At 46.6% G+C, this 22,250-nt stretch carries 18 protein-coding genes; 8 read left to right on the top strand and 10 right to left on the bottom strand.

All coding sequences use genetic code 11. From position 1 onward, the window contains the following. The first annotated feature begins 39 nt into the window (after positions 1-39). From QUB33_RS02530 to QUB33_RS02520, 3 genes are all read left to right on the top strand, one after another. A complete protein-coding gene (locus QUB33_RS02530; RefSeq protein WP_333346792.1) occupies positions 40-1,677 on the top strand; it encodes a radical SAM protein in 1,638 nt (545 codons plus the stop codon). A 114-nt stretch (positions 1,678-1,791) separates the two neighbouring features. Then, positions 1,792-2,253 (top strand): SRPBCC family protein, encoded by a 462-nt coding sequence (locus QUB33_RS02525; RefSeq protein WP_333302915.1) that lies wholly within the window; start codon positions 1,792-1,794, stop codon positions 2,251-2,253. After that, on the top strand, positions 2,237-2,425 hold the full coding sequence (locus QUB33_RS02520) for a CPXCG motif-containing cysteine-rich protein (protein WP_006635525.1): 189 nt from the start codon (positions 2,237-2,239) through the stop codon (positions 2,423-2,425). The genes QUB33_RS02525 and QUB33_RS02520 overlap by 17 nt, the downstream gene beginning before the upstream one ends. A 7-nt stretch (positions 2,426-2,432) precedes the next feature. On the opposite strand, the gene QUB33_RS02515 is transcribed toward QUB33_RS02520, so the two are convergent. The 3 genes from QUB33_RS02515 to QUB33_RS02505 form a co-directional block, all read right to left on the bottom strand. Next, a complete protein-coding gene (locus QUB33_RS02515; protein WP_333346789.1) occupies positions 2,433-3,182 on the bottom strand; it encodes a gamma-glutamyl-gamma-aminobutyrate hydrolase family protein in 750 nt (249 codons plus the stop codon). Positions 3,183-3,379: 197 nt separating this feature from the next. After that, complete coding sequence (locus QUB33_RS02510) at positions 3,380-4,042, bottom strand: DUF2834 domain-containing protein (RefSeq protein ID WP_333346786.1); 663 nt, start codon at positions 4,040-4,042, stop codon at positions 3,380-3,382. A 143-nt stretch (positions 4,043-4,185) separates the two neighbouring features. Next, positions 4,186-5,433 carry an FAD-dependent oxidoreductase gene (locus QUB33_RS02505; protein WP_333346783.1) on the bottom strand — a complete coding sequence of 416 codons (1,248 nt, stop codon included), beginning with the start codon at positions 5,431-5,433 and terminating at the stop codon, positions 4,186-4,188. A 230-nt stretch (positions 5,434-5,663) separates the two neighbouring features. Here QUB33_RS02505 and QUB33_RS02500 point away from each other — a divergent pair, with 230 nt between their 5' ends. Both QUB33_RS02500 and QUB33_RS02495 read left to right on the top strand, forming a co-directional pair. Further along, positions 5,664-7,055, top strand: coding sequence for a glycoside hydrolase family 10 protein (locus QUB33_RS02500; RefSeq protein WP_333346780.1), 1,392 nt, complete (start codon positions 5,664-5,666; stop codon positions 7,053-7,055). Between the two features lie 347 nt (positions 7,056-7,402). Next, a complete protein-coding gene (locus QUB33_RS02495; RefSeq protein ID WP_333346777.1) occupies positions 7,403-8,383 on the top strand; it encodes an aldo/keto reductase in 981 nt (326 codons plus the stop codon). A 128-nt stretch (positions 8,384-8,511) separates the two neighbouring features. Here QUB33_RS02495 and QUB33_RS02490 read toward each other — a convergent pair whose 3' ends face one another. The 5 genes from QUB33_RS02490 to QUB33_RS02470 all read right to left on the bottom strand — a co-directional run bounded on the left by QUB33_RS02490 (position 8,512) and on the right by QUB33_RS02470 (position 13,625). Continuing rightward, the gene (locus QUB33_RS02490; protein ID WP_333346774.1) at positions 8,512-9,726 is read right to left on the bottom strand and encodes a M20 family metallopeptidase; all 1,215 of its coding nucleotides are present in this window, start codon (positions 9,724-9,726) and stop codon (positions 8,512-8,514) included. 254 nt (positions 9,727-9,980) lie between these two features. Beyond that, positions 9,981-10,688 (bottom strand): dethiobiotin synthase, encoded by a 708-nt coding sequence (bioD, locus tag QUB33_RS02485; RefSeq protein WP_333346771.1) that lies wholly within the window; start codon positions 10,686-10,688, stop codon positions 9,981-9,983. Positions 10,689-10,748: 60 nt separating this feature from the next. Then, positions 10,749-12,446 carry a serine/threonine-protein kinase gene (locus tag QUB33_RS02480; RefSeq protein WP_333346768.1) on the bottom strand — a complete coding sequence of 566 codons (1,698 nt, stop codon included), beginning with the start codon at positions 12,444-12,446 and terminating at the stop codon, positions 10,749-10,751. 430 nt (positions 12,447-12,876) lie between these two features. Further along, positions 12,877-13,335: a GatB/YqeY domain-containing protein gene (locus tag QUB33_RS02475; protein ID WP_333217409.1), complete on the bottom strand. Its 459-nt coding sequence runs from the start codon at positions 13,333-13,335 to the stop codon at positions 12,877-12,879. A gap of 104 nt (positions 13,336-13,439) precedes the next feature. Further along, a complete protein-coding gene (locus QUB33_RS02470) occupies positions 13,440-13,625 on the bottom strand; it encodes a hypothetical protein (RefSeq protein ID WP_333346765.1) in 186 nt (61 codons plus the stop codon). Positions 13,626-13,945: 320 nt separating this feature from the next. Here QUB33_RS02470 and QUB33_RS02465 point away from each other — a divergent pair, with 320 nt between their 5' ends. From QUB33_RS02465 to QUB33_RS02455, 3 genes are all read left to right on the top strand, one after another. Further along, the gene (locus QUB33_RS02465; RefSeq protein ID WP_190734335.1) at positions 13,946-14,938 is read left to right on the top strand and encodes a ribose-phosphate pyrophosphokinase; all 993 of its coding nucleotides are present in this window, start codon (positions 13,946-13,948) and stop codon (positions 14,936-14,938) included. A 432-nt stretch (positions 14,939-15,370) separates the two neighbouring features. Next, positions 15,371-16,156 carry a DUF3747 domain-containing protein gene (locus tag QUB33_RS02460; protein WP_333346762.1) on the top strand — a complete coding sequence of 262 codons (786 nt, stop codon included), beginning with the start codon at positions 15,371-15,373 and terminating at the stop codon, positions 16,154-16,156. Between the two features lie 351 nt (positions 16,157-16,507). Then, the gene (locus QUB33_RS02455; RefSeq protein ID WP_333346759.1) at positions 16,508-16,771 is read left to right on the top strand and encodes a hypothetical protein; all 264 of its coding nucleotides are present in this window, start codon (positions 16,508-16,510) and stop codon (positions 16,769-16,771) included. Between the two features lie 258 nt (positions 16,772-17,029). Here QUB33_RS02455 and QUB33_RS02450 read toward each other — a convergent pair whose 3' ends face one another. Continuing rightward, the gene (locus QUB33_RS02450) at positions 17,030-17,920 is read right to left on the bottom strand and encodes a hypothetical protein (protein ID WP_333346756.1); all 891 of its coding nucleotides are present in this window, start codon (positions 17,918-17,920) and stop codon (positions 17,030-17,032) included. Beyond that, positions 17,898-22,202 carry an AAA domain-containing protein gene (locus QUB33_RS02445; RefSeq protein ID WP_333346753.1) on the bottom strand — a complete coding sequence of 1,435 codons (4,305 nt, stop codon included), beginning with the start codon at positions 22,200-22,202 and terminating at the stop codon, positions 17,898-17,900. The genes QUB33_RS02450 and QUB33_RS02445 overlap by 23 nt, the downstream gene beginning before the upstream one ends. Between the last annotated feature and the right edge of the window lie 48 nt (positions 22,203-22,250).

Below are 22,250 nucleotides of genomic sequence, written 5' to 3'. Positions count from 1 at the left end.
GATGAAAGAGATATTATATTTTTAAGGCTAAACTTGCCCGTGACTCCTAATCCATTTGCTCAAGAACGCTTACTATTTGCCCCAGCAACGCCCGATGCTGATGCTATCCCGACTATTTTTGCTTTTCCCAACGAGTACACGGTGGGTATTACCAGTCTCGGCTATCAGATAGTGTGGGCAACTTTGGCTGTGCGATCGGATATTGAAGTCAGCCGTTTATTTACTGATATCCGCGAACAACTTCCCCGACATCCAGAATTACTCGGATTTTCGCTTTCTTGGGAACTAGACTATGTAAATATTCTCAATTTATTGGAATCTCTAGAAATTCCCATTTGGGCGTCAAAACGAACTGATAATCATCCAATCGTATTCGGCGGCGGCCCGGTTTTTACTGCTAATCCGGAACCTTTTGCCGATTTTTTTGATGTGATTTTGTTGGGAGATGGCGAAAATCTCATTGACAATTTTATTGATGCTTGTAAAGAAGTCCGTACTGCCGACAGACAAACTAAATTGCGGCATCTAGCCCAAGTTCCGGGAGTTTACGTCCCCAGTTTGTACGAAGTAACTTATCTGGATGCGGCTGAGGGTATTAAATCGATTCAGCCTGTCGATTCGGGAATTCCCAGTATGGTTGAAAAACAGACTTATCGCGGCAATACTTTATCTGCTTCCACTGTGGTGACAGAAAAAGCGGCTTGGGAAAATATTTACATGGTGGAAGTGGTTCGGAGTTGTCCAGAAATGTGCCGTTTTTGTTTGGCAAGTTATCTGACTTTGCCGTTTAGAACTGCGAGCTTGGAGGGATCGCTAATTCCGGCGATCGATCGCGGTTTAGCTGTGACTAATCGTTTGGGTTTGTTGGGTGCTTCGGTCACTCAGCACCCGGAATTTGAAGCGTTGCTGGATCATTTGAATCATCCGAAATACGACGGCGTGCGGCTGAGTCTTTCTTCGGTACGGACGAATACGGTGACAGTTAAATTGGCAGAAATATTGACAAACAGAGACAGCAAATCTGTGACGATTGCGGTGGAAAGCGGGAGCGATCGCCTCCGCAAAATCGTTAACAAAAAACTCACAAATGACGAAATTATTCAAGCTGCTATCAATGCTAAGGCTGGCGGCTTAAAGGGAATTAAACTTTACGGAATGGCGGGAATTCCCGGCGAAGAGATGGAGGATTTAGAGGAGACGGTGGCGATGATGCGGGCGATTAGAAAAGCTGTTCCCGGTTTGCGGTTGACTCTGGGATGCAGCTCTTTTGTCCCGAAATCTCACACTCCTTTTCAGTGGTTTGGAGTGAATAAAGATGCCGAGAAGAGGCTGAAGTTTTTAGATAAAGAATTGCGTAAGCTGGGTTTAGAATTTAGACCTGAAAGCTATAACTGGTCTGTGATTCAGGGGTTGCTCTCCAGGGGCGATCGGCGGTTGTCTCGGCTGTTGGAATTAGTGCGGCATTACGGCGATACTTTGGGCAGTTATCGGCGGGCATTTAAGGAGTTGCGGGGACAGTTGCCTGAGATGGATTTTTATGTTTTTCAAGAGTGGGAATTGGATCGGGTTTTGCCTTGGAGTCATTTAAAAGGGCCGCTACCGGAGGCGACTTTGAAGAAGCATTTGGCTGACGCGACGAGTCATTTTAGGACGAAGGATTTGCAGTTGACGACTTAGGAAATAGCCGGCTGCAAAAGATTGAAACTAACGGTTGCTGTTTGTACTGATACAGAGGATAATACTGCAAATGCTGAAACGCGATCGCACTTAAGTGTCTAGCCAAACGAGACAATGCCCAATTTTAAATATTCGTCGCTGATTAATGCCACCGTTGAAGCAGTCTGGAACTTTCACGAAAGGCCGGACATTCTGCAACTTTTGACTCCGCCTTGGCAACCGGTGAAAATCATTCGCCGCGAAGGGGGACTCGATGTGGGTGCTGTATCCGAATTTCGCCTGTTATTGGGACCGATTCCTGTAAAATGGGTGGCGACTCACACTCAGTGCGAACAATATCGCTTGTTTGTTGATGAACAAACTGAGGGGCCGATGGCACGTTGGGTTCATCGGCACGAGTTTACCTCAGAAAATGGCAAGACTAGATTGACAGATGCGATCGCATTTTCGATACCGGGCGGCCCGATTGTCGATTTGTTGTTAGGTTGGTGGGTGGAAATGCGGTTAACCGATATGTTTCGCTACCGCCACGAAGTTACAAAAAGAGAGTGCGAGAAAGATGCAAACAACGGCTGAATATTACTGTGCTTTCTGCGGCGAACCGAGTACAACTTTTGTTGATATCAGCGGTGGTATGGAACAATCTTATATCGAAGATTGTCAGGTTTGCTGTCGCCCAAATGTTCTGTATGTCAGAATAGATGAAGATACCCTGGATATTGAAATAGATACTGACTATCAAGAATAAGTGACCATCAAAATGTATGAATTGCATTTGATGCAGACTTGGTAGAATTCATAAATCTTGAAGCTGCTGCTTCTACGAAAGCCTTAAAAATTCGAGAGTTGAACGAACAGTTTGGCGACATTTCCGGGTGCCATTGAATTGCTATCATCCAAGGGTGATAGCAGTGCTCCATTGCCTCTACCAAAGTGTCAGGTGCATCGGCTACAATTCGCCAATCGGAGGTTACCTTCCGCACAGCTTGATGATGCCAGGAAACAACTGTTGTTGAAGTTTTTCCCATAATTTTTGCTAGCCGACTGGTTGGCTCAATTTCAATGGTATGCTCGATCGCGCGCGGGGGAATTCCCGATCCGTGATTAACCTCGTCTCCGTAAGCATCCGGTACGTGAATCACCAAACTGCCACCGCTGGCTACGTTCAGGATTTGCATTCCCCGGCAAATCCCCAACACAGGTATGTCCGCCTTCAAAGCTAGCTTGGCTAAGGTTAATTCAAAATTGTCGCGTTCTGCATTAACCGAGTAAACTGTGCGATCGACATAACCGCCATAAAGTTCTGGGTTGATATCTCCGCCCCCGGAAAAAATCAAACCATCTACTGCATCAAAAATACTAGCCGGATCTAATTGATTGGGCGGCAGCAAAATCGGGATTCCACTAGCCGCCTGAACTGCATCAATATAAGTTCCATTTAAGCGATACTCGCCTGCTGAACAGCGGTTGGATGTTGTGATGCCAACAATCGGAAATTTTTTCATTTGCTAGAGAGTGCGAGATAATTATTTAGATTAATACTCAGATTTTGCACTATTTGTAATTAGTTTTTTATGGGCGGACTCGAAGCCCACCCACAATAAAACTTACTTACTTATTGTGGAACAGTCATCTTGCCTGTGGTTGTCTGTTTTATTGTGATTGATTCCTACATTAAACTGATAATTTCCTCCACTGCTGTCTAATTGGTAACAGTTTGAGTATTAGTTTCGGGCAGCGGTTTGCGCGTACACAGATAAGCCAGTGGCCCGAACAGCGGCACTAATGTTAAAGCCCAAAATGCTGTAGAGTTCTGCATTCCTCGGCGCGTCATGTCGTCTGCCAATAAGGCAGGAAATAGCAGGCAAAGCATACAAAAATCTAAACTCATTACGTGGATAAAACGGTTGGTTTGCCACTGTCCAATAAAATCAGACCAATCGCCTTTTGTCAAGCCAAAGGCAACTAAACCAAGAGCAGCTAATGTTAAAAAAATTGCAGTAAAACGGGAGTCTAATATCTTTAAAAAGATATTTTTATGACCGGGAAATTCAGGATTCGGTTCGCGCAGGGCTAAATAAGGCAGCAAGGCAACGGCGCCGACGCCAAAGGATAAAGTGGCAAATAGCCATGCAGGTATTTTCTGCCCCCTGCCGTCAGCAAATAAGACGCAACTGTAGATGAGCGGCCAGACTCCCATGAGGTTGAATAACGCTACAATTAAAGGGTTGATGTCTGCTATTTTGCCTGTGGAAATATTGGTAATTAGTGTGATGGTTTTTTCTGGGCTGTCGGGTGGTGCAAATACAAAGGCGTAGGTGATAAATGCAATCCAAAGCAGCCCAAATCCAATTTTTCTGAACATAGTTAGTTTTCTTTACTTCTGATATTACTATAACAATCTTAAAGCGTTTTTGAATAACACTTTTTTTATTAACCGCAGAGGACGCAGAGGAAGAGAAGAGAAGATGAGAGCGGATAAAATGTGGGCATCTTCTGAATGTATTGCTATTGGGTATCGCCTGTTTTTCGCAGATTGCTAAATTTTTGCATAAATTGGCGATCGATCCAATCTTTCCAATACCACAACAACCGTGATTCCCACATGAAATTACCGCGAGATGCGATCGCCCTTTTATTCCCCGTACCAATTAACCCTAAGTATTGTTTCTGCGGTGCAAAGGGTTTCAGCGGTTTTTCCAATAAAAACTGCTGCAAGTTTTCAAACAGCGGTTTGCCCTGACGCACGGCAAACACGCCTGCTTTGGGACGGGGATAATTAAGCATCGCAGCGATATCTCCAGCCGCAAATACGTTGGGGTGAGAGACTGATTGCAGGCAATCGTTGACTTGGATAAAGCCGTTTGAATCGGCTGCTAAACCCGATTCTCCGATCCAATGGGCTGCCGATGCTTGTGTCACCCAAAAAATGCGATCGCACTCTAACTCTAAACCTGATTTACAGGAAATTTGGTAATCGCTATGGAATTGAGGATTGGTTTTTCTCTCAATCTTTTTTACAGCACAGACTTTTTCCTTGAAATGCAATTCAATGCCGCGACTGATGAGAATTTCTTGAAGGCGGCGACGCACTCGATGGTTATGTGCAGGCATTAATTCAGCGCCGCTGTGAAACAAATGAATTTCTAATAATAAATTTTCTAAATTTTCTTCCCACTTCCTTCTTGCCACTTCCTTCTTGCCACTTCCTTCTTCCCTCTTCCTTCTTCCCTCTTCTTTCCCCAATCGAGATTGCATATTTAATGCTAATTCTACGCCGCCTGCACCGCCGCCGACAATGGCGATACGCAGCGGTTTTTGGGGATGGTTTTGCCTTTCGGAAATTAACTGATTCCAGCTAGCTAAAAACTCCGGTACGGGTTTAGCTGCAATTGCATATTCTGCGGCACCCGGTACAGATAAAGTCGCAGGAGTGCTGCCGATATCCACAGAAAGCAAATCAAAATTAACCGGAGGACGAGTTTGACAAATAACTAAGTTTTTGTTAAAGTCGATCGCGATCGCCCGATCGACCACTATTTGACACCTGGCAAATTCAGCGAGCGAGCGCAAATCGATGTGACATTCATCATAATCGTAAAACCCGGCAACGTGCCCCGGCAGCATCCCCGAATAAGGCGCGTGCAGCACGTCGCTAATCAAAGTTAAACGCACTCCCGGCAGCGGTTTGAAACCGAACATTTTTAATACAATAGCATGACTGTGACCGCCACCAATTAAGACTAAATCTTTCACAATTACAGATGTTCGATCGAAATGTTCCAGCACCAATATTGTACAGCACTCGCACTCCGGCAGGCCGCACTCTCCGGTAAGGAGAGCTTGCAGTGCGTAATGAATGATTTCCCAGCAGTTAGACAGAATACTGTCACTTCCCCTCTGTCTCAGAGATTATACTTAGCTCAGTTGCGATCGGAGCACATCAATCCATCCATTTCGCTTAATTGATTCCACATTCAGCGCAAATGGCTGTAGACTCTAGAGCGAGCAAATTTTATCACCAAATTATGCCGGGGTGTGTTTCAATAGCTAACTCACCATTCAAAACTATGACATTACGCATCATTCCGCGCAGTTGGCAGCGATCGATTAAAACTCTTTTCCCGCTTCTGTTTGCCCTCTCATTCATTATAGTATTGCTGGCGAACAATTTCATTCCGGCGATCGCCCAGCAACCCCGCCAGGAAATTCGCGGCGTTTGGATGACGACAAACGACAAAGACATCCTCAGAGATCGTCGCAAACTAGGAGATGCTGTCAGCCAATTAAAGCGGTTAAATTTCAACACTATTTATCCTGTAGCCTGGAATTCTGGCTATGCAATGTATCCCAGCTATGTAGCCCAGCAAAGAGACATTCAACCCTTTGTTTACAGAGGGTTAGACGGACAAGATATGCTCGCCGATTTAATCGATCAAGCTCACCGCCAAGGCCTGCTAGTAATTCCTTGGTTTGAGTTTGGTTTCATGGCTCCTCCCACATCAGAATTAGCCTCAAATCATCCCGACTGGCTGACACAAAAACAGGACGGCAGCCAAACATCAAACGACGCCGGCGGCGAAGTAGTTTGGCTCAATCCCTTTCATCCAGAAGTGCAGCAATTTATTACCGAACTCGTCCTAGAAATCACTACTCAATATAACGCAGACGGCATTCAATTTGACGATCACATGAGTTTGCCGTCGGAATTTGGCTACGATGACTACACAGTTGCTTTGTATACCAAAGAAACAAAAAAAGCTCCGCCCAAAGATTTTCAAAACCCAGCATGGGTGCAGTGGCGAGCCAATAAAATTACCGCTTTTATGTCGAAGCTAAATCAAGCCGTCAAAGCAGCCAAACCAAATGCAATTTTCTCCATTTCTCCCAATTACTACGAGTTTGCTTACAAACATCACCTACAAGATTGGCTGACTTGGGTGCGTTTGGATATTGCCGACGAGCTAATCGTGCAAGTGTACCGCCCCAATCTAGAATCATTTGTGGAAAAGATTAACCGTCCAGAAATGCAAGAAGCACAGCAAAAGATCCCCACCGGAGTTGGGATTATGACAGGTTTGAGAAATAGCCCAGTACCGATTGAGCAAATTAAATCTCAGGTGCAAGCAGTCCAAGAATACGGCTTAGGCGCCGCTTTCTTCTACTACGAAAGCTTGTGGGAATATGCGCCCGAACCCATCGCAGTTCGACTTTCTCAATTTAGCGGTTTCTTCCCGTCTTCTGCATTCCGAACAGCGCTACAAATACCCCGACGCGCGGCGAATTTCCCTCCACCTGCCCCACCAAAACCAGACCCCAAAGCTAAGCCAGAGCCACCTACCAAAAACAGCGCACCTTCGCCCTCGCCAACCACGTAAAAGAATTAAAAAGTCATTAGTTATTGGTAATTTTGTAGGGTGTGCCATTAGTCCGACAGTCCGACAGGGGTTTAAACCCCTGTCTCATAGCTGAAGTCGTCTAAAGACGACTCTAGCAATTCTATCAAAGCTGTTTTGGTAGAGAGTTAGCGCAGAATATATGTGTAACTCTAATTTTCCAAATTGAGATTACTATTTGAGTCGGTTTTAACCGACTTATGCTATTAGACAGGGACTTGAGTCCCTGGCGGCCTGTGGCAGAATGAAACAGCTCTACTGGGGGCTAGGGGATACCGAGTTATGTTCCTATAAAATATCCGTATTACCAACAACTACCATCAATAAAAATGCAAACTAACCAAAAAATTTTACTGCCAAAAATGGGCTGCGGCACTTGGGCCTGGGGCAACCGACTGCTTTGGGGCTACAATGAAAGTATGGACGATGAATTGCAAGCCGTTTTCGATCTTTGTGTTAGTAACGGCGTCACTTTATTCGATACCGGCGACTCTTACGGAACAGGGAAATTAAACGGACGCAGCGAACAGCTTTTGGGGCATTTTTCTCAACAATATCAAGGTGCAAACAAAGACGCTCTTTGTATTGCCACAAAACTGGCTGCTTATCCTTGGAGGCTGACGCGACAATCAATGATATCGGCTTGCAAAGCCTCTGCTGCGCGCCTCGGGAAAAATGTAGATTTGGTGCAAATGCACTGGTCTACCGCTAATTACGCTCCTTGGCAAGAGGGGGCTCTTTTAGACGGTTTGGCTGACCTTTACGAGCAAGGATTGGTCAAAGGAGTGGGCTTGTCTAATTACGGGCCGAAACGGCTGAAATGGGTGCATCGGAAATTTAGCGATCGCCAAATTCCTATTGTTACTTTACAAGTGCAATATTCGCTACTTTCTACCTATCCGGTGACAGAACTCGGATTGAAAGATGTTTGCGATGAATTGGGGATAAAATTGATTGCTTACAGTCCTCTAGCCTTGGGGTTGCTGACGGGTAAATATTCCGAAAATGGATCTCTTCCTAAAGGCATCCGAGGTTTGGCGTGCAAGCAGCTACTTCCGGGAATGCGATCGCTTTTGGAGTGTTTGCGAGAAATAGGGGCATTCAGAAACAAAACTGTTTCCCAGGTAGCCATCAACTGGTGCATCTGCAAAGAAACTATTCCTATTCCGGGGGCGAAATCTGTGGCACAGGCGAGGGATAATATTGGTGCTTTGGGCTGGGAGTTAGACTCCGGGGAGATTGCCGAATTGGATAAGGCAGCGGCGAGTGTAGATAAAAAAATGGTGCAGAATATCTTTCAAACTCGGTAATATCTGAGATGTCGTACCATTCTCAGGGACAGGTAAGATGCCTGTTCCACAAGACATGAATTTGCTTGTTCTAGAAAAACTAAATTTTGTGGTGGGGTAGGCTTCTAGCCCGCCCCTGAAAGCCTGATTTACACCGCACAAAAATTTTCGACACACCGAACAAACATTTCTACACCCATCCCCAGCGCAGTTTCATCAAAATCAAAACGCGGGTGATGGTGCGGGTAAGCCAAGTTTTTCTCTGGATTTGCCGAACCCAAAAAGAAATAGCAACCGGGAACTTCTTGCAAAAAGAACGACATATCCTCGCCGCCCATTGTTTGACATTCGGGAACGATTCCTGCAGGAGTTTCGACAACTGATTCTGCCACGCCGCGCACCAATTCAGCTATTCTCGAATCATTAATAACTGGCGGATAAAGCGCACAATAATCTAATTTGTAATTGGCCCCGTGACTCTGACAAATTCCGGCAATTACTTGCTCGATTCGCTTTGCAAAATAACCTTGATATGCTGGATTGAAATAGCGCACAGTGCCACCGATTTGAGCGGTATCGGCAATGACGTTGTGGGTGTGGCCTGCGTGGAATTGGCCGACAGTTACTACTGCTGAGTCGATCGGGTCAATGTTCCGCGCGACAATTGCCTGCAAAGCGCTGACAATTTGGGCTGTAACTACGATCGAGTCCACAGTCTGATGTGGCATTGCGCCGTGCCCACCTTTGCCAAAAATCGTGCAGTCAAAAACTTCGACAGCCGCCATCAGCGCGCCGCTGCGGACGCCTACAGTCCCCAAAGGTAGATTGTTCCACAAATGCAAGCCGACGATCGCATCAACATCAGGATTCTTTAAAACTCCCGCTTCAATCATCGGTTTTGCGCCCCCTGGCCCTTCTTCAGCGGGCTGAAAGATAAATTTTACTTTACCCGAAAAGCTGTGTTTGTGCTTTGCGAGATAACAGACAGTTCCAAGGGCGATCGCAGTGTGGCCGTCGTGGCCGCAAGCGTGCATAATTCCATCATGCTGCGATCGATAATCTACCTCATTTTCTTCTTGAATAGGCAAAGCATCCATATCCGCGCGAATTGCCAAAACCCGTCCCGGTTTGCCGCTGTCTATAGTGGCGACAATACCAGTTTTAGCAATATTAGTTTCATGATCTATGCCCCATTCCTGCAACTTTTGCGAGACAAACTGCGCCGTTAAATTTTCATCAAAACTCAACTCCGGCTTTTGGTGCAAAAGACGACGCCATTCGACTAGCTGAGGCTGCAAATTTCTAATCTCCAGCCGCAATTGAGATAAATCGATAGAGGTTAAATTCGGTAAAGTAGAAACCATGTTTTATTTTCCTTTTTTTTGATTAGGTTTTAGATTTAATCAATTGATAAATGGTAATCACTAATTATAGCAGCCCAGAATAAGTTGTGAAACTCTCTCTGCTCTTTCTCTGCGCTCTCTGCGGTCTCTGCGGTTAAAATAAAATCTTCTTCAACCCTATCCCAGTTGGGTCGGAGATTTTTTTTATGAACCGCAGAGGGCGCAGAGTACGCAGAGGAAGAGAGGAATGAGAAAGAGAGGTGTTTAGAATAGGGTTATTTAGAAGTCTGAGCAACTAAATTCACTCCTGGCAGTAACCGCTCTAAATCTAAATCTGAAGCAATTTTAGCTAATTTAGCAAGGTCAGTCGGGTCATCTAAATGCGGCAAAATACCCAACACAGGTATTTGAGTCAGCGACTGGATCAAATCAACGGGCGCTAAATCGGCAATTTCTTGTTCCGAATAAGCTTTAACGCAATTGAGCACAATTCCTCTCAGCTTAAAACCAGTGTGTCTGGCGAGAGCAACATTCGCTACAGCTTGCCCGATCGCCCCCAATCTCACAGGTACTACCAAAACCCCCCTCAGCCGCCAATCCCTGGCAATATCGGCCACCGTCAGTTCCCGCGTTACAGGCGATCCCAGCCCTCCCAAAGCTTCGACCAGCACAAACTCCTTGCGCTCCGAGAGGCTTTGCCAAGCCGTCCAGACCTTTTCGAGTTCGATACGTCTCCCCTCCCGTTCGGCGGCGATCGGCGGTGCTAGAGGCGCATCAAAGTGCAGCGGATTGAGTTCTTCGGGGGATTGGTCGAGGGAAAACAAACGGGTGTAGAGTTCGCGATCGCCCGTTCCCGTTTGCAAGAGTTTCATAATTCCCAAACGGCGATCGGGAAAATACATTTGCCAATAAGCAGCCAGAGCGCTGGTCAAAACAGTTTTGCCCGCGTCGGTATCAGTTCCAGCAATTAGCAAGGAGTTCATTGACAAATAGCTAACAAGTAATTGGCCTCAACCTCAGTCTAGGGGAATTTTGTCAGAAGTTTAGAGTTCTGGCGATGGTGCGGGTGTTGGTGCTGGTTCCGGTTCCGGCGCTGGTTCCGGTTCCGGTTCCGGTGACGGTGCAGGAGTTGGGGCCGGTTCCGGCGATGGTGCGGGAGTTGGCGCTGGTTCCGGCGATGGTGCGGGAGTTGGCGCTGGTTCCGGTGTTGGTGCAGGAGTTGGCGCGGGCGTCGGTTTTGGTGTTGGCGACGGCGCGGGTGTTGGTTTGGGTGCGGGGGTTGGTGCGGGCGTCGGTTTGGGCGTCGGTTTGGGCGCGGGAGTCGGCGCGGGCGTCGGTTTGGGTGTCGGAGTTGGCGCTGGGCTTGGTTCTGGGCTCGGTTCTGGCAAAGGTTCTGGGCTCGGTTCCGGCAAAGGTTCTGGGCTCGGTTCCGGCAAAGGTTCTGGGCTGGGTTCTGGCAAAGGTTCTGGGCTCGGTTCCGGTAAAGGTTCTGGGCTCGGTTCCGGCAAAGGTTCTGGGCTTGGGGTGGGCAAAGGTTGCGGGGTTGGGGTTGGCAAAGGTAGCGGGTTTGGTACCGGAGTTAGTGTCGGCGTCGGACTTGTAAGTGCTGGCGGTGTCGGAGTGGGTTTGGGACGCGAATTGTTGAGAAATGAGCCGACTAAAGCCCAGGAACCAAAGCCAGTCAAGATTACTAAGCCCGCCAGCAGTCCGATCGCAGCGAAGGGATTGTCCCAAAAAGTGTCGCCAGCAGGCTCACTTAACGGGTCTGGCTGGTTTGGCGGGGGGGAACTCGGGGCGGCTGGCTCCGGCGGCCTGCCCACGGCCACCGTTGCTATTAGCGAAGGGTTTGTCGGCACCACTGCTGGCGGCGCGGGCGGTACAGTTGGCTGGCTAGGCTTAGGATTAGTTTGGGTATCGAGTGCTTGGGCGACTTCGCTGACAGATTGATATCGATCGCCCGGAGATCGGCTCAACATCCGATTCAGCACCAACGCCAAACCAGTGCTCACCTGCACTCGCTGCTGCCAATTCCACTGCAGCGTTGTTTGATCGAGCAATTCCTGCGGTTCTTTGCCCGTCAGCAGGACGATCGCCGTTACAGCTAAAGCGTAGAGGTCGCTGCTGGCTGTTGCCCGCCCGCTGTGCAACTGTTCCATCGGCGCGTAGCCCATTTTACCGACAGTTGTCGCGTGGGCTGTTCCTTCGGGAGACTGGACTTTGGTGGCGAGTTCCTTCACCACTCCAAAGTCAATCAGCACAGGCATTTGGTCGTTTTCCCTGCGGATGATATTTTCTGGGGAGATGTCGCGGTGGATGATGCCGCGCGCGTGGATGTGAGCGAGTACCGGCAGCATTTGCCGGATAAATACCAAGACTTCGGCTTCCGTGAAGGTGCGACCATTTGAAGTTCGATCGAGCATGAGTTCGCGGTAAGTCATCCCTTCCACATAATCCTGCACTAAAAACAAACGCTGGTTCTCTTCAAATATTGCCCGAAACTGGGGAATTTGCGGGTGCGCTATTTGGTAAAGTATTGCCGCCTCTCTTTGAAACAATTCCTTCGATTTTTCCAAAACGTAAGGCCCGCTTTGCACGGGGATCAATTCCTTCAGGGCGCAGCGTTCTTGAAACCGTCCCAAATCTTCTACTAAATAAGTCCGGCCAAATCCCCCTTGACCTAAAATATTCACCAAGCGGTAGCGGTTTTGTAGGAGAGTTCCAATAGCAATAGGTGGCTGCATAAGTTTAAGTTGAAACTGTTAAAAAATAGACGATCGCTCACAGACTTAGTAATGCTATGTCTTTAATGCTCTTGAGCATACTCCACTATCTGTAGTCCCCAGTCCCGACCAAAGTTAGTATTTTACATTTTTTTGACATTCTTGGACGCCAGGATGGTCAGAAACCGAGTTTTTTCACGAAAATACACAGGTTGCAACCCGCATATCCGATCGAAAACCCGGTTTCTGCGTCAATATCTCAAGGGAGAAATGCACGATTTTTCGTAGAAACCGGGTTTTTTGGTCTTAACCCTAATAAATTGTCGCCTCTCGGTCTAAGCCATACATCTCTATAAAGCTTGAGATGATTTATGGGAGATGTCTACTGACTACTGACTACTGACTAATGACTACTGTCAACTGCCAACTGTCAACTGTCAACTGTCAACTGTCAACTGTTAAGCTTTGCTTTCACCATGTCTTGAATTCTGTTACCGTCTGCTTTGCCTTTAAGCTGCTGCATTGCCTTGCCCATCACCTTGCCCATATCTTTTGCAGAAGTAGCGCCAACCGAAGCAATCACTTCGTCAACGACTTGACTCACCTCTTCGTCTGACATCTGCGCCGGCAAATACTCTTCAACAATTGCCAACTCCGCCTCCTCTTGTGCCACTAAATCTTCGCGGCCACCTTTGCGGTATTGTTCGATCGAATCCCGGCGCTGTTTGGCTATTTGCATCAAAATTTCCATTTCTTGAGCTTCTGTCAGCGTCTCTTGGCCGGAGGGACGGAGGCTGACTTCTTTTTCGAGAATAAATTTCTTGATGCCGCGAACTGTTTCCAAGCGAACTTTGTCCTTGGACTTCATCGCTGCTTTGATTTCTTCGTCAATGCGTTCTCTTAAGCTCATCGATTTCTACCTTGCTTTGCCCGATATCAAAAATCTGGAGTATGCTTCCGATTCTTAACTTTTTTTACAGTATTTTTCAAGTTTATTGCCTGTTGGTGGCATTTTTATCGCATTGAACCCGGATGCCTTCGGCCTTGGACTGAATTTTGGGCGACTAGACTTCCAGCCTCGGCCCCAAATTGACTCACGCCAGAACTTTTAGACGCAGGGACACAAGTGCGATCGTACTTGTGCCAGTACGAGAGTTCGCTAGAACCCACATTCCACGCCCTGGGGGTGTCACACAGCATAATTACGCAGAAAACTCTATCTTTACAGTAATAAATTATGCCTTTAAAAAGTTTTTAATCCGTTAATGTACGGTATTCAAGTATAATTCATAGTTTTATGGCTGGATAAAAATAAGTAAAAACCGATTGTGACCGTTAAGGGAGCTGAATGTGGGGTAGAAACCGGATTTGTTGGACATATTTCTGCAAGTCCTATTCAATTCTCCTAACTTCACACTTGTGGCCGCCCCGAATGTTAAATCTCTTAAAAAATTGGCTGAATATTTCTAGTTTCAGATGGTAAGATAGCGATGGAATAAACGTCCTGCAAGAGGCCTGCTGTGATCCGTTCTGCTACTTTACCGCTTCCGCTTCCCGAGCCGCCGGTTTCCGCTCATGACCGTCTGCGGCTGTTCTCCGGTTCTGCTAATGTTCCTCTCGCCCAAGAGGTGGCTCGCTATCTGGGGATCGATTTGGGGCCGATGGTTCGCAAGCGGTTTGCTGATGGGGAACTCTACGTTCAAATTCAAGAATCAATTCGGGGTTGCGATGTTTACTTGATTCAGCCAACTTGCTGTCCGGTAAACGATCGCCTCATGGAATTGTTAATTATGATCGATGCTTGTCGCCGCGCTTCGGCCAGACAAATTACTGCCGTCATCCCCTATTACGGATATGCTAGGGCTGACCGCAAAACGGCCGGAAGAGAGTCGATTACTGCAAAATTAGTGGCTAATTTGATTACGGAAGCTGGGGCCGGTCGCATTTTGGCGATGGATTTGCACTCGGCTCAGATTCAAGGTTATTTTGACATTCCTTTCGATCACGTTTACGGTTCGCCGGTGCTATTGGATTATCTGGCGAGCAAGCAATTGACGGATATTGTTGTGGTTTCGCCGGATGTTGGCGGAGTCGCTAGGGCGAGAGCTTTTGCCAAAAAGCTTGGCGATGCTCCCCTGGCAATTATTGACAAGCGCCGCCAAGCTCACAACGTGGCAGAAGTGATGAATCTTATCGGTGATGTCAGGGGCAAAACTGCTGTGTTGGTGGACGACATGATCGATACTGCCGGCACGATTTCTGAAGGTGCGAGATTGTTGCGCCGCGAGGGTGCGAGGCAGGTTTATGCTTGTGCTACTCATGCGGTGTTTTCGCCTCCGGCGATCGAGCGTTTGTCTAGCGGGATTTTGGAAGAGGTAATTGTTACGAATACAATTCCTGTGCCGGAAGAGAACCGTTTTAAGCAGTTGACGGTGCTTTCGGTAGCCAATTTGCTCGGAGAAACTATTTGGCGGATTCACGAAGATAGTTCTGTTAGCAGTATGTTCCGCTAGACAGGAAAGGCGCTTTTTGAATGTTTGTTTTAGGGTGCGTTAACCATGTGTAACGCACCGTTTTTTTGTGAACAGTGCGATCGTTTCCCGCAAGTAATAAGCCCAGGCGCATCTAAATTTTACTGTCAAGTCCAATCAAATTCTTGTGGAGTGGGCGTCCCGTCCGCCCGGAAAATACCATTTAGATGCCCGACAGCTTATCAAGTTCCTCGGTAAAATAACGGTTATAACTTTGTAGTGAGGACTGAAGTCCTCATAAAAATTCGCTCGGACTTTAGTTCTCACTACCAACCAAGGTGACGATCGCCGATCGATCGCACTTGGTACCACCGGAACAAGAGATGGTAAAATTCTATCTTGTTGTTGGAAGAGGGCGAATTTTTTATATTCTAGATAAGTCTCATCACAATCAGGAGCCAATAGGGAAAACTCATGAAACATTCATTGGTACGAACAGTGGCCGCACTGGCAGGTTCAGCAATTTTAACACTTGGCGCGATCGGTTCGGCTAAAGCATTTACTTTTGACGAAACCGAAATTAACCAAGACCGAGTAATTGTCATCGCCCAACCCCGCCCTTCCGGCGGCTACCAATTGCTAATTCTAGAACAAGTCTCTGACGCGCGAAAATGCTGGAGCGAAAGTGGCTCTAATCCCGTGAAAGTCGATCCATTATTAGTTAGTTTTGATTTCACCGGTATTTGTGGCCGCGCAACTGACAGCAACGGCTTTTCAATTCGCATGGCAGGCACCGATTTAGCATTAAAATACACCCTAACTTTGGAAACTGTTGATGGCAATGTTCTACTAATTGGAACTCCGGTAGATTACCAAGGTAAATCGGTGGTTATCGGTCGCACAAACGGCGATGTTAACGACTTCATGAAAATCAGTCTCGATCCTGCTTGGCGCTTGAGTAAAAGAGCTTACCAAGGCCGCACATTAGGCCACTTTTATTTCACTACCAATCAATCCGCACCCGCAGAAATTGGCAATACCGGAGGCAATACCGAAGCAATACCGCAGCCAATACCGCAGCCAATACCAATACCAATACCGCCGCCATTACCGCAGCCATCATCGCAGCCATTACCCCAGCCATCACCGCAGCCATTACCCCAGCCATTACCCCAGCCAATACCGCAGCCATCACCGCAGCCAATACCGCAGGAAATACCAATACCGCAGCCAATACCGCAGGAAATACCAATACCGTAGGCAATACTGGCTTTTCTACAATTCGGAGATAACTACCGATGATATCTACGCTTCCGAAATTAAAGAAGCTGTGGGCTTTGGGTTTGTAGCCCGGTTTTCTCAACATAATACCTTTCGACCGCAACTTGCTGTTACCAGAGAGCACTTGGTATCTTTAGTATTGGACTCCTGGAAAGGAATACAAGATGCTATATCACATTTCCTAGCAATGTTTCTATCCGTCCCTATAGCGATGTTGATATTGTCCGCTGGAGTGCCTGAAAAGTTCTATTTGCGCGGGAAAACAAGATAATTAGCGGTTATCAAGATGGAACTTTTAAACCTACGCAGTCCGTCACTCGCGCTGAATTGATGGCGGTGCTCCGTCGAGCGGCGGAATTTGGTTTCTCTGCCCGGGGAATGAACCGCGATTTAGTTGCTAAAGAACCGTCTAAAACTTTTTCAGATACTCAGAATAATTGGGCTGCTTCTATTTTTACTCTACTGTCTTCTTATTGTTCTGTTGCTTCGGCTCTTAACAAAATTGGCGATCGGTTTGCTTTCGATGATTCTGCAAAGCGGAATTACGCGGCGGTGGGTACTTGGCGGATGCTGAAATCCGTTAAGGCTCAGTAGGGCGAAGTAGATACCCGGCTTCTTCAAGAAGTTGGGAATATGAGTATATTGCACAATTACTTCATTTGTTGGTTAATAGTTATATGTTGTACTCTTGTCAAGAACGGGCAAGATGCCCGTTCCACCAAACTTAATTTTATTGTGGAACGGGCATCTTGCCCGTTCCTAAACAAGTAATTGAGAAGGGTGCAAGATATCAGTTAATCAGGACTAAAGTCCTGACTACAAACCAGTTTGTAATCAGGACTTTAGCCCTCATCATATCGTTTCCTTGCGTTTTTTCTTTGAGGGCTTTTTAGGAGTTTTATGGACGGGGATTGTCTCGGATTCTTGCTGTGCGATGTCTGGGGTTACTTGACACAAGTCGTTCAAGGAAAGTTTTTGTTGCGATTCAAGTTCGTTTAGCAAGTTTGATGCTGTTTCTAATATTTGTTTTCCCTGTCTGACTTGAATAGTAGTTTTATTTTCGATCGCATCCAGCAACACAAAAATCGAAACAGTTTGCCAAATATCTAAATCGTCGCCGACGACATCGCAAGCAGAGACTATTTTGCCGTTTTGTGGGGCGTGAATTCCTAAGCCGGAATCTTGAATTAACGGCTGGATTTCTGCTAGACTTAAATTCGCAAGGTCGCTAATTTTATGTTCGAGGGACACTAAATCTGCTAAATCGGGTAAGTTGACCGATTCTGCAGCTAAAGCATCGAATTTAAAGGTAAGAGTTTGATTCAGCGGATCGGAAATGGCATAAATTGATTGAATTTGCGAGCGACTAACTGCACCTTTCTCGAAAAAATCTCTACCCTGCGGGGCGATCGCAATTTTTCCATTTTCAGCCACCTCCAAGCTTTCCAAACTAACCAGAGTCGCCGCCGTAGTCTTCACAAAAATCTCGTCCAACCCCAGCAAATCCGCCAATTCCTTCAAAGTTGGCGCAGGTTCAAACTCAACACCCGCCCGCAAAATGAACTCTTCCAACACGTTAAACTCGCGCGGTTCGCTAACCGCTACCTCCAGCGGAGTTTGGCGGATTGCGAAGCGGAATTGACGCGCCGCCAACACTGACAAACCCGGATTTTGTTGCTCAATCTGTTCGGCTAGCGAACTTAAATTCGAGTCTATTGGTTTAGTTGAGGACGCTAGAAACATCTACAAAACCTCCGCAGTGACGCACCGTTTTTGAAACTTCCTGATACATTTTTCCCACTGTACCTGTTTGTTGGGTAAATAAATCGTGGCAGCCAACAACTACCAGCAATTCTTGAGCGCGGGAAAATGCCACATTCACCCGTTCCGGTTCCTTCGCAAATCCAATATCGCCCCTAACATTATTGCACACGGTGCTGACAATAATCACAGGTCTTTCCATGCCTTGAAATATGTCAACCGTACCAGTGCGGATGCTCAAAGCAGGGAATCTTTCGCCTTCAATTCTGTCTTTAATTGCATTTAATTGAGCAGCATAAAAAGTGATAATTCCGATTTCTTTCGGTGGTTCACCGTCGGCAACTTTGGGCCGCCAAGCTGTGTCCATTTGTTCGCACAAACGCTCGATCGCATCAATCTCCTTGACATTCAACCGGGAAGTACCCTGTTTTTCCTCTTCAAATCCTTGTCCGATGGGCGTTTTTACCCACAGAATGTGATTATTTTCTTGAATGATTCTACCTGCGAGGTTGTGGGCGCGTTTGGTGTCAGCTTCCTGAATGCCACAGTTGAGTTTTTGCTGGTAAAATTGATTGATTGCGCCCATGATTTGTGGGTGCATCCGATACTGAGTTGTCAGCATTTTTTTGATGCTGTCGCTGGCATTTTCAAACAAAACTTTGAACAGCGATTCTTTGATAAAGCTAAGTTCGTCTCCGGTACAGCCGATGTCTTCGGCAATATCGTCGATCGTACTTTGATTAAACATCGGCGGCAATTGCCGGTGATCGCCCACTAATACTAACTTTCTGCCTTTCAAAGCGGGAATTAACAACTCGGGCGGAGTGCATTTGCTAACTTCGTCAATGATGACTGCATCAAAGCTGGGAAAGTTTTTAGTAAAATCGAAACTAGCAGCTTGCACGCAAGTAATGCCGATTACGTTGGCATTGTCAATATAAATTTGCTTTAAATCGTTGCGGTCTTTTTCTGAGGGATTGCGAAGTTTTTGAATCCAATCTGTCACAAAGTTTTGAGAACGATTTAGGGCTGTTTCTTCTTGTTCTAATTTCTGCTGCCAACTTTTGAATAAACGCTTAATTTTGTTTAAAAAAGCTACGCTGAATAATCCTGTATTCGGAACTTCTGGCTGGTATTGAGTCGGGATAGTTTGCCATGCTGACTCCCACCAATTTCTCTCAACAAGTAATGCTGCTGTCGGTTGCTGCTCTTGCAGTTGAGCGGTAATTTCGCTCAACTCTGCTTGAAGTTCGGCGAGTTGCTGCTGCGAAGTTGCCGCCGCAATTTGCAGGGGAGATAAATGCTCGTCAAGAGTGTTTTTGATTGTCTCCAAAACCCCAAAAGGGTCTATGTCAGCAATGGATTTTTCAAGCTGAATCGTGCTGGCTTTCCAAGCATCAACTTGCTTGACAAACTGCTGCGGTTGCTCCCAAATATTGGATTTTTGGGCGAGATATTGTTCGGCTAAAATCCGCAACTTTTCAGGGACGTTTGGCTGTTGGACAATTGCTTGCAACAAATTAGTAACTTCGCTAATTTTTAAGTTTGCCTCTTGCTGCGCTGTTTCTACCTGAAGTTTAGCGGCGGATATTTGCTGCTGGTTCAATGTTTGACCGATTTTATCTAATAACTGTTGCTGTTTGATAAGCTGCTGTTCGGTTTCGGTTTTCAGGGGAACCACGCACTGACGGGCATTGGCGAGGATACTGTGCAGCAATTCTTTGACTAGGCGATCGAAGGTAGCCTGAATATGATTTGGCTGCAAGGATTGACTGTAAAATTGTTGAATGCTAGCTAAGAAAGTCGCTGCTTTTTCGATGATGAATTTGCGCTGACTTTGACTGACTTGAGAATAGCTGGCGAAGTCTTTGGCTAGTTGTTGCCACTGTGTACGATCGCCTGCAGAGAGCACGATCGGCGTTTGACTCAAATTTAAGTGCAGAAACTCGCTAAACCGGAACTGTTGCCCTTGTATGTCCTTAAAACCTGCGCTTTCTTCGTGGGATATCGCCTTTTGCAACCGATCCAAATCGGGCAAATTGATTTTGCATTTCGGGGGAACGATCGGCAATTTGAGCGATCGGGCAATTTTCAGCAATCCTGTCGGCAATTCTACCATATCATCCGTGAGCATTGCGCCCGTTTCCCAGCAAGTTTTCACGACTTCATAGAGCCCCGTATCTGCTGTCTCAATCCAGTGTGCAACGGCGACGACAACGGCTGCAATTTCCGCTTTTCGCAGTTCCAAATTCTTGATTTTCTGTTCGAGATTTTGGCGGTGTGTCTGATTTTGCCGATCGCCCAATTCGAGTTGATTCACAGCCTCAGACATCTGCCGCGACACCCGCAACGACTCCGCAACCGTTGACATAGCGTGACAAACATCATCAGCGCGATCGAATGCTGTCTTAAATTCCGATATTTGCGCTGCTACAGTTTCCTGCAACCAAACCGCAATCCCAAACGCGCCACAAGCAGGGCGATCGAAGCCTATTTGAATAGCATTGCTAGCGGCAATCTTAACATTTGCCATAAAGTTCTCTACTAAAACATTGCCTTCTGAATAAGGTTTTAGTCTGGGCATAAACTCAGCCACTTCTGGAGATTCCCAGTTGACATTCGGCGCATCCAGCAAATTTCCTAGCCCGCTAACTAGAGATTCAATCTCGCTTTTTTTGGTTACAATCTCTTCATAAGCTGCTGCTTGCTGCTTGCACTTTTCCTCAATATTTGCTTGACTGTCGTGCAGGTGTTTTAGTTCATAAAAAAAATCTTTCTCTGCGCCCCAGTAGGCGGTAAATCGCTCTGATTCTGCCACCAACTGCCGCAAAGATTTGACATTAGTCAGGCGCTGCGAGAGCTTTTGTTCGCAGTCAGTCGCCGTATTTTGCAGCCAAGTGCCGATCGCATTTTCCTCCAAAAACGGCTGCCCTTCTTCCTGCACCTTATGAGCTTTTCCCTTCCGCAAAGCCCGAATCGCCGGATTGTGAACTAACCGACTCAAAGCATTGTCTACAGCCAAATTTGCTTGGGAAGCAATAAGCGTTTTGCCGCCCTGACGGGCAATTTGATAGCAAATCTCTGCAATCACAGTCGTTTTGCCAGTTCCCGGCGGGCCTTGAATCAAAATTAAATCCCGCGCCGAAAGCACCGTTTCTACGGCAGCAAGTTGATCTTCATTAGCATTGCGATTTAATAAGTTTTCCCGATCCAATTTAATCAGTTTTTCGGGTATTCTCGCCTGAGAAGAGTCGAATAAAAACTCACTCAAATAGGGATTTTGAGCGCGACCATCTGTCAGCATTTTTAAAGCTTTTTTCTTCCGTTCGATCTGACTGATATCGCCCGCAGCCTCAAAATACAAGAATCCTTGTTTGGGCATTTGATATCTGCCGCCCGCCATCCGATCGCCTAAATCAACATCTAACTTAATCCGTAATTTACTATGTTCAAAGTCAACTTCAGCGATGCTACCCAATGTCTCTCCATCTCGGCTGCTTCTGCTTCCGGGCGGCGAATCAAACAGGATAATTTCTTCATTTCTGGCTTTTTTCAGCCTTTCGCGAAAGTCGCCCAATTCTAAGGAATTTTCCTCATAGCCGTCAAGAGTTGCGGAATTACGATCGATTTCAAAAGTGACGATTTTGAAGCCGGAACCGTAATTGTGCGCTCGGAAAGGCACGCAAAATTGACGCGCTTCCGCGATGCGTTTTTCAACATTTAAAAAAGTATGCCAAACTTTTAGCTGTTCGGTAGTCGGTATGTGTCTGTCGTCCCAAAATGGCATTTGTTGGACGCGGGCGATCGACTTTACAGGAATTGGCGATCTACTGTTAGCCAAAAGTCGCAACTGAACCGGCAAAGCATACCCATCTTTCCTCCCTCTGGGAACCGCCACCAAACCAGCATCCAGCAGTTTTAAACCGCCAATTCCGTCTTCACAGCGTACAGTTGCTAACAACCGCAAAGTGCGATCGGCTTTTTGCAACAATTGGGGTAATTCAAAATCATCTCCATCCGTAGCAAGCAGCAATTCCCAGATTTCTTCTTCAGAAAATCTCTCATTTACCTTTTGGCGGCGCACGTAGAAAAGATTGTGGGATTTGCCAGCTATCTCCGACATCAGAATTTCCGCACGTTCTTTGCATTCCCAATCGCAATATTTCCCTAAAGCTGCTTCTCCTTCTATATCCCGAATAAACTTATTAATTGTGCGATCGCCACTAAATTTATATCCCCAATCTTCTGTTACTAAAGATGGCATATTTTGATGTTAGATTTTAGATTGGATTTAAGATTAGCACATCGGAAC

The sequence above is a fragment of the Microcoleus sp. B3-A4 genome (assembly GCF_036705385.1).
GTDB lineage: Bacteria > Cyanobacteriota > Cyanobacteriia > Cyanobacteriales > Microcoleaceae > Microcoleus.
The sequence above is the reverse complement of the archived record's forward strand: the minus strand, read 5'-3'. Positions and strand labels throughout refer to the sequence as shown.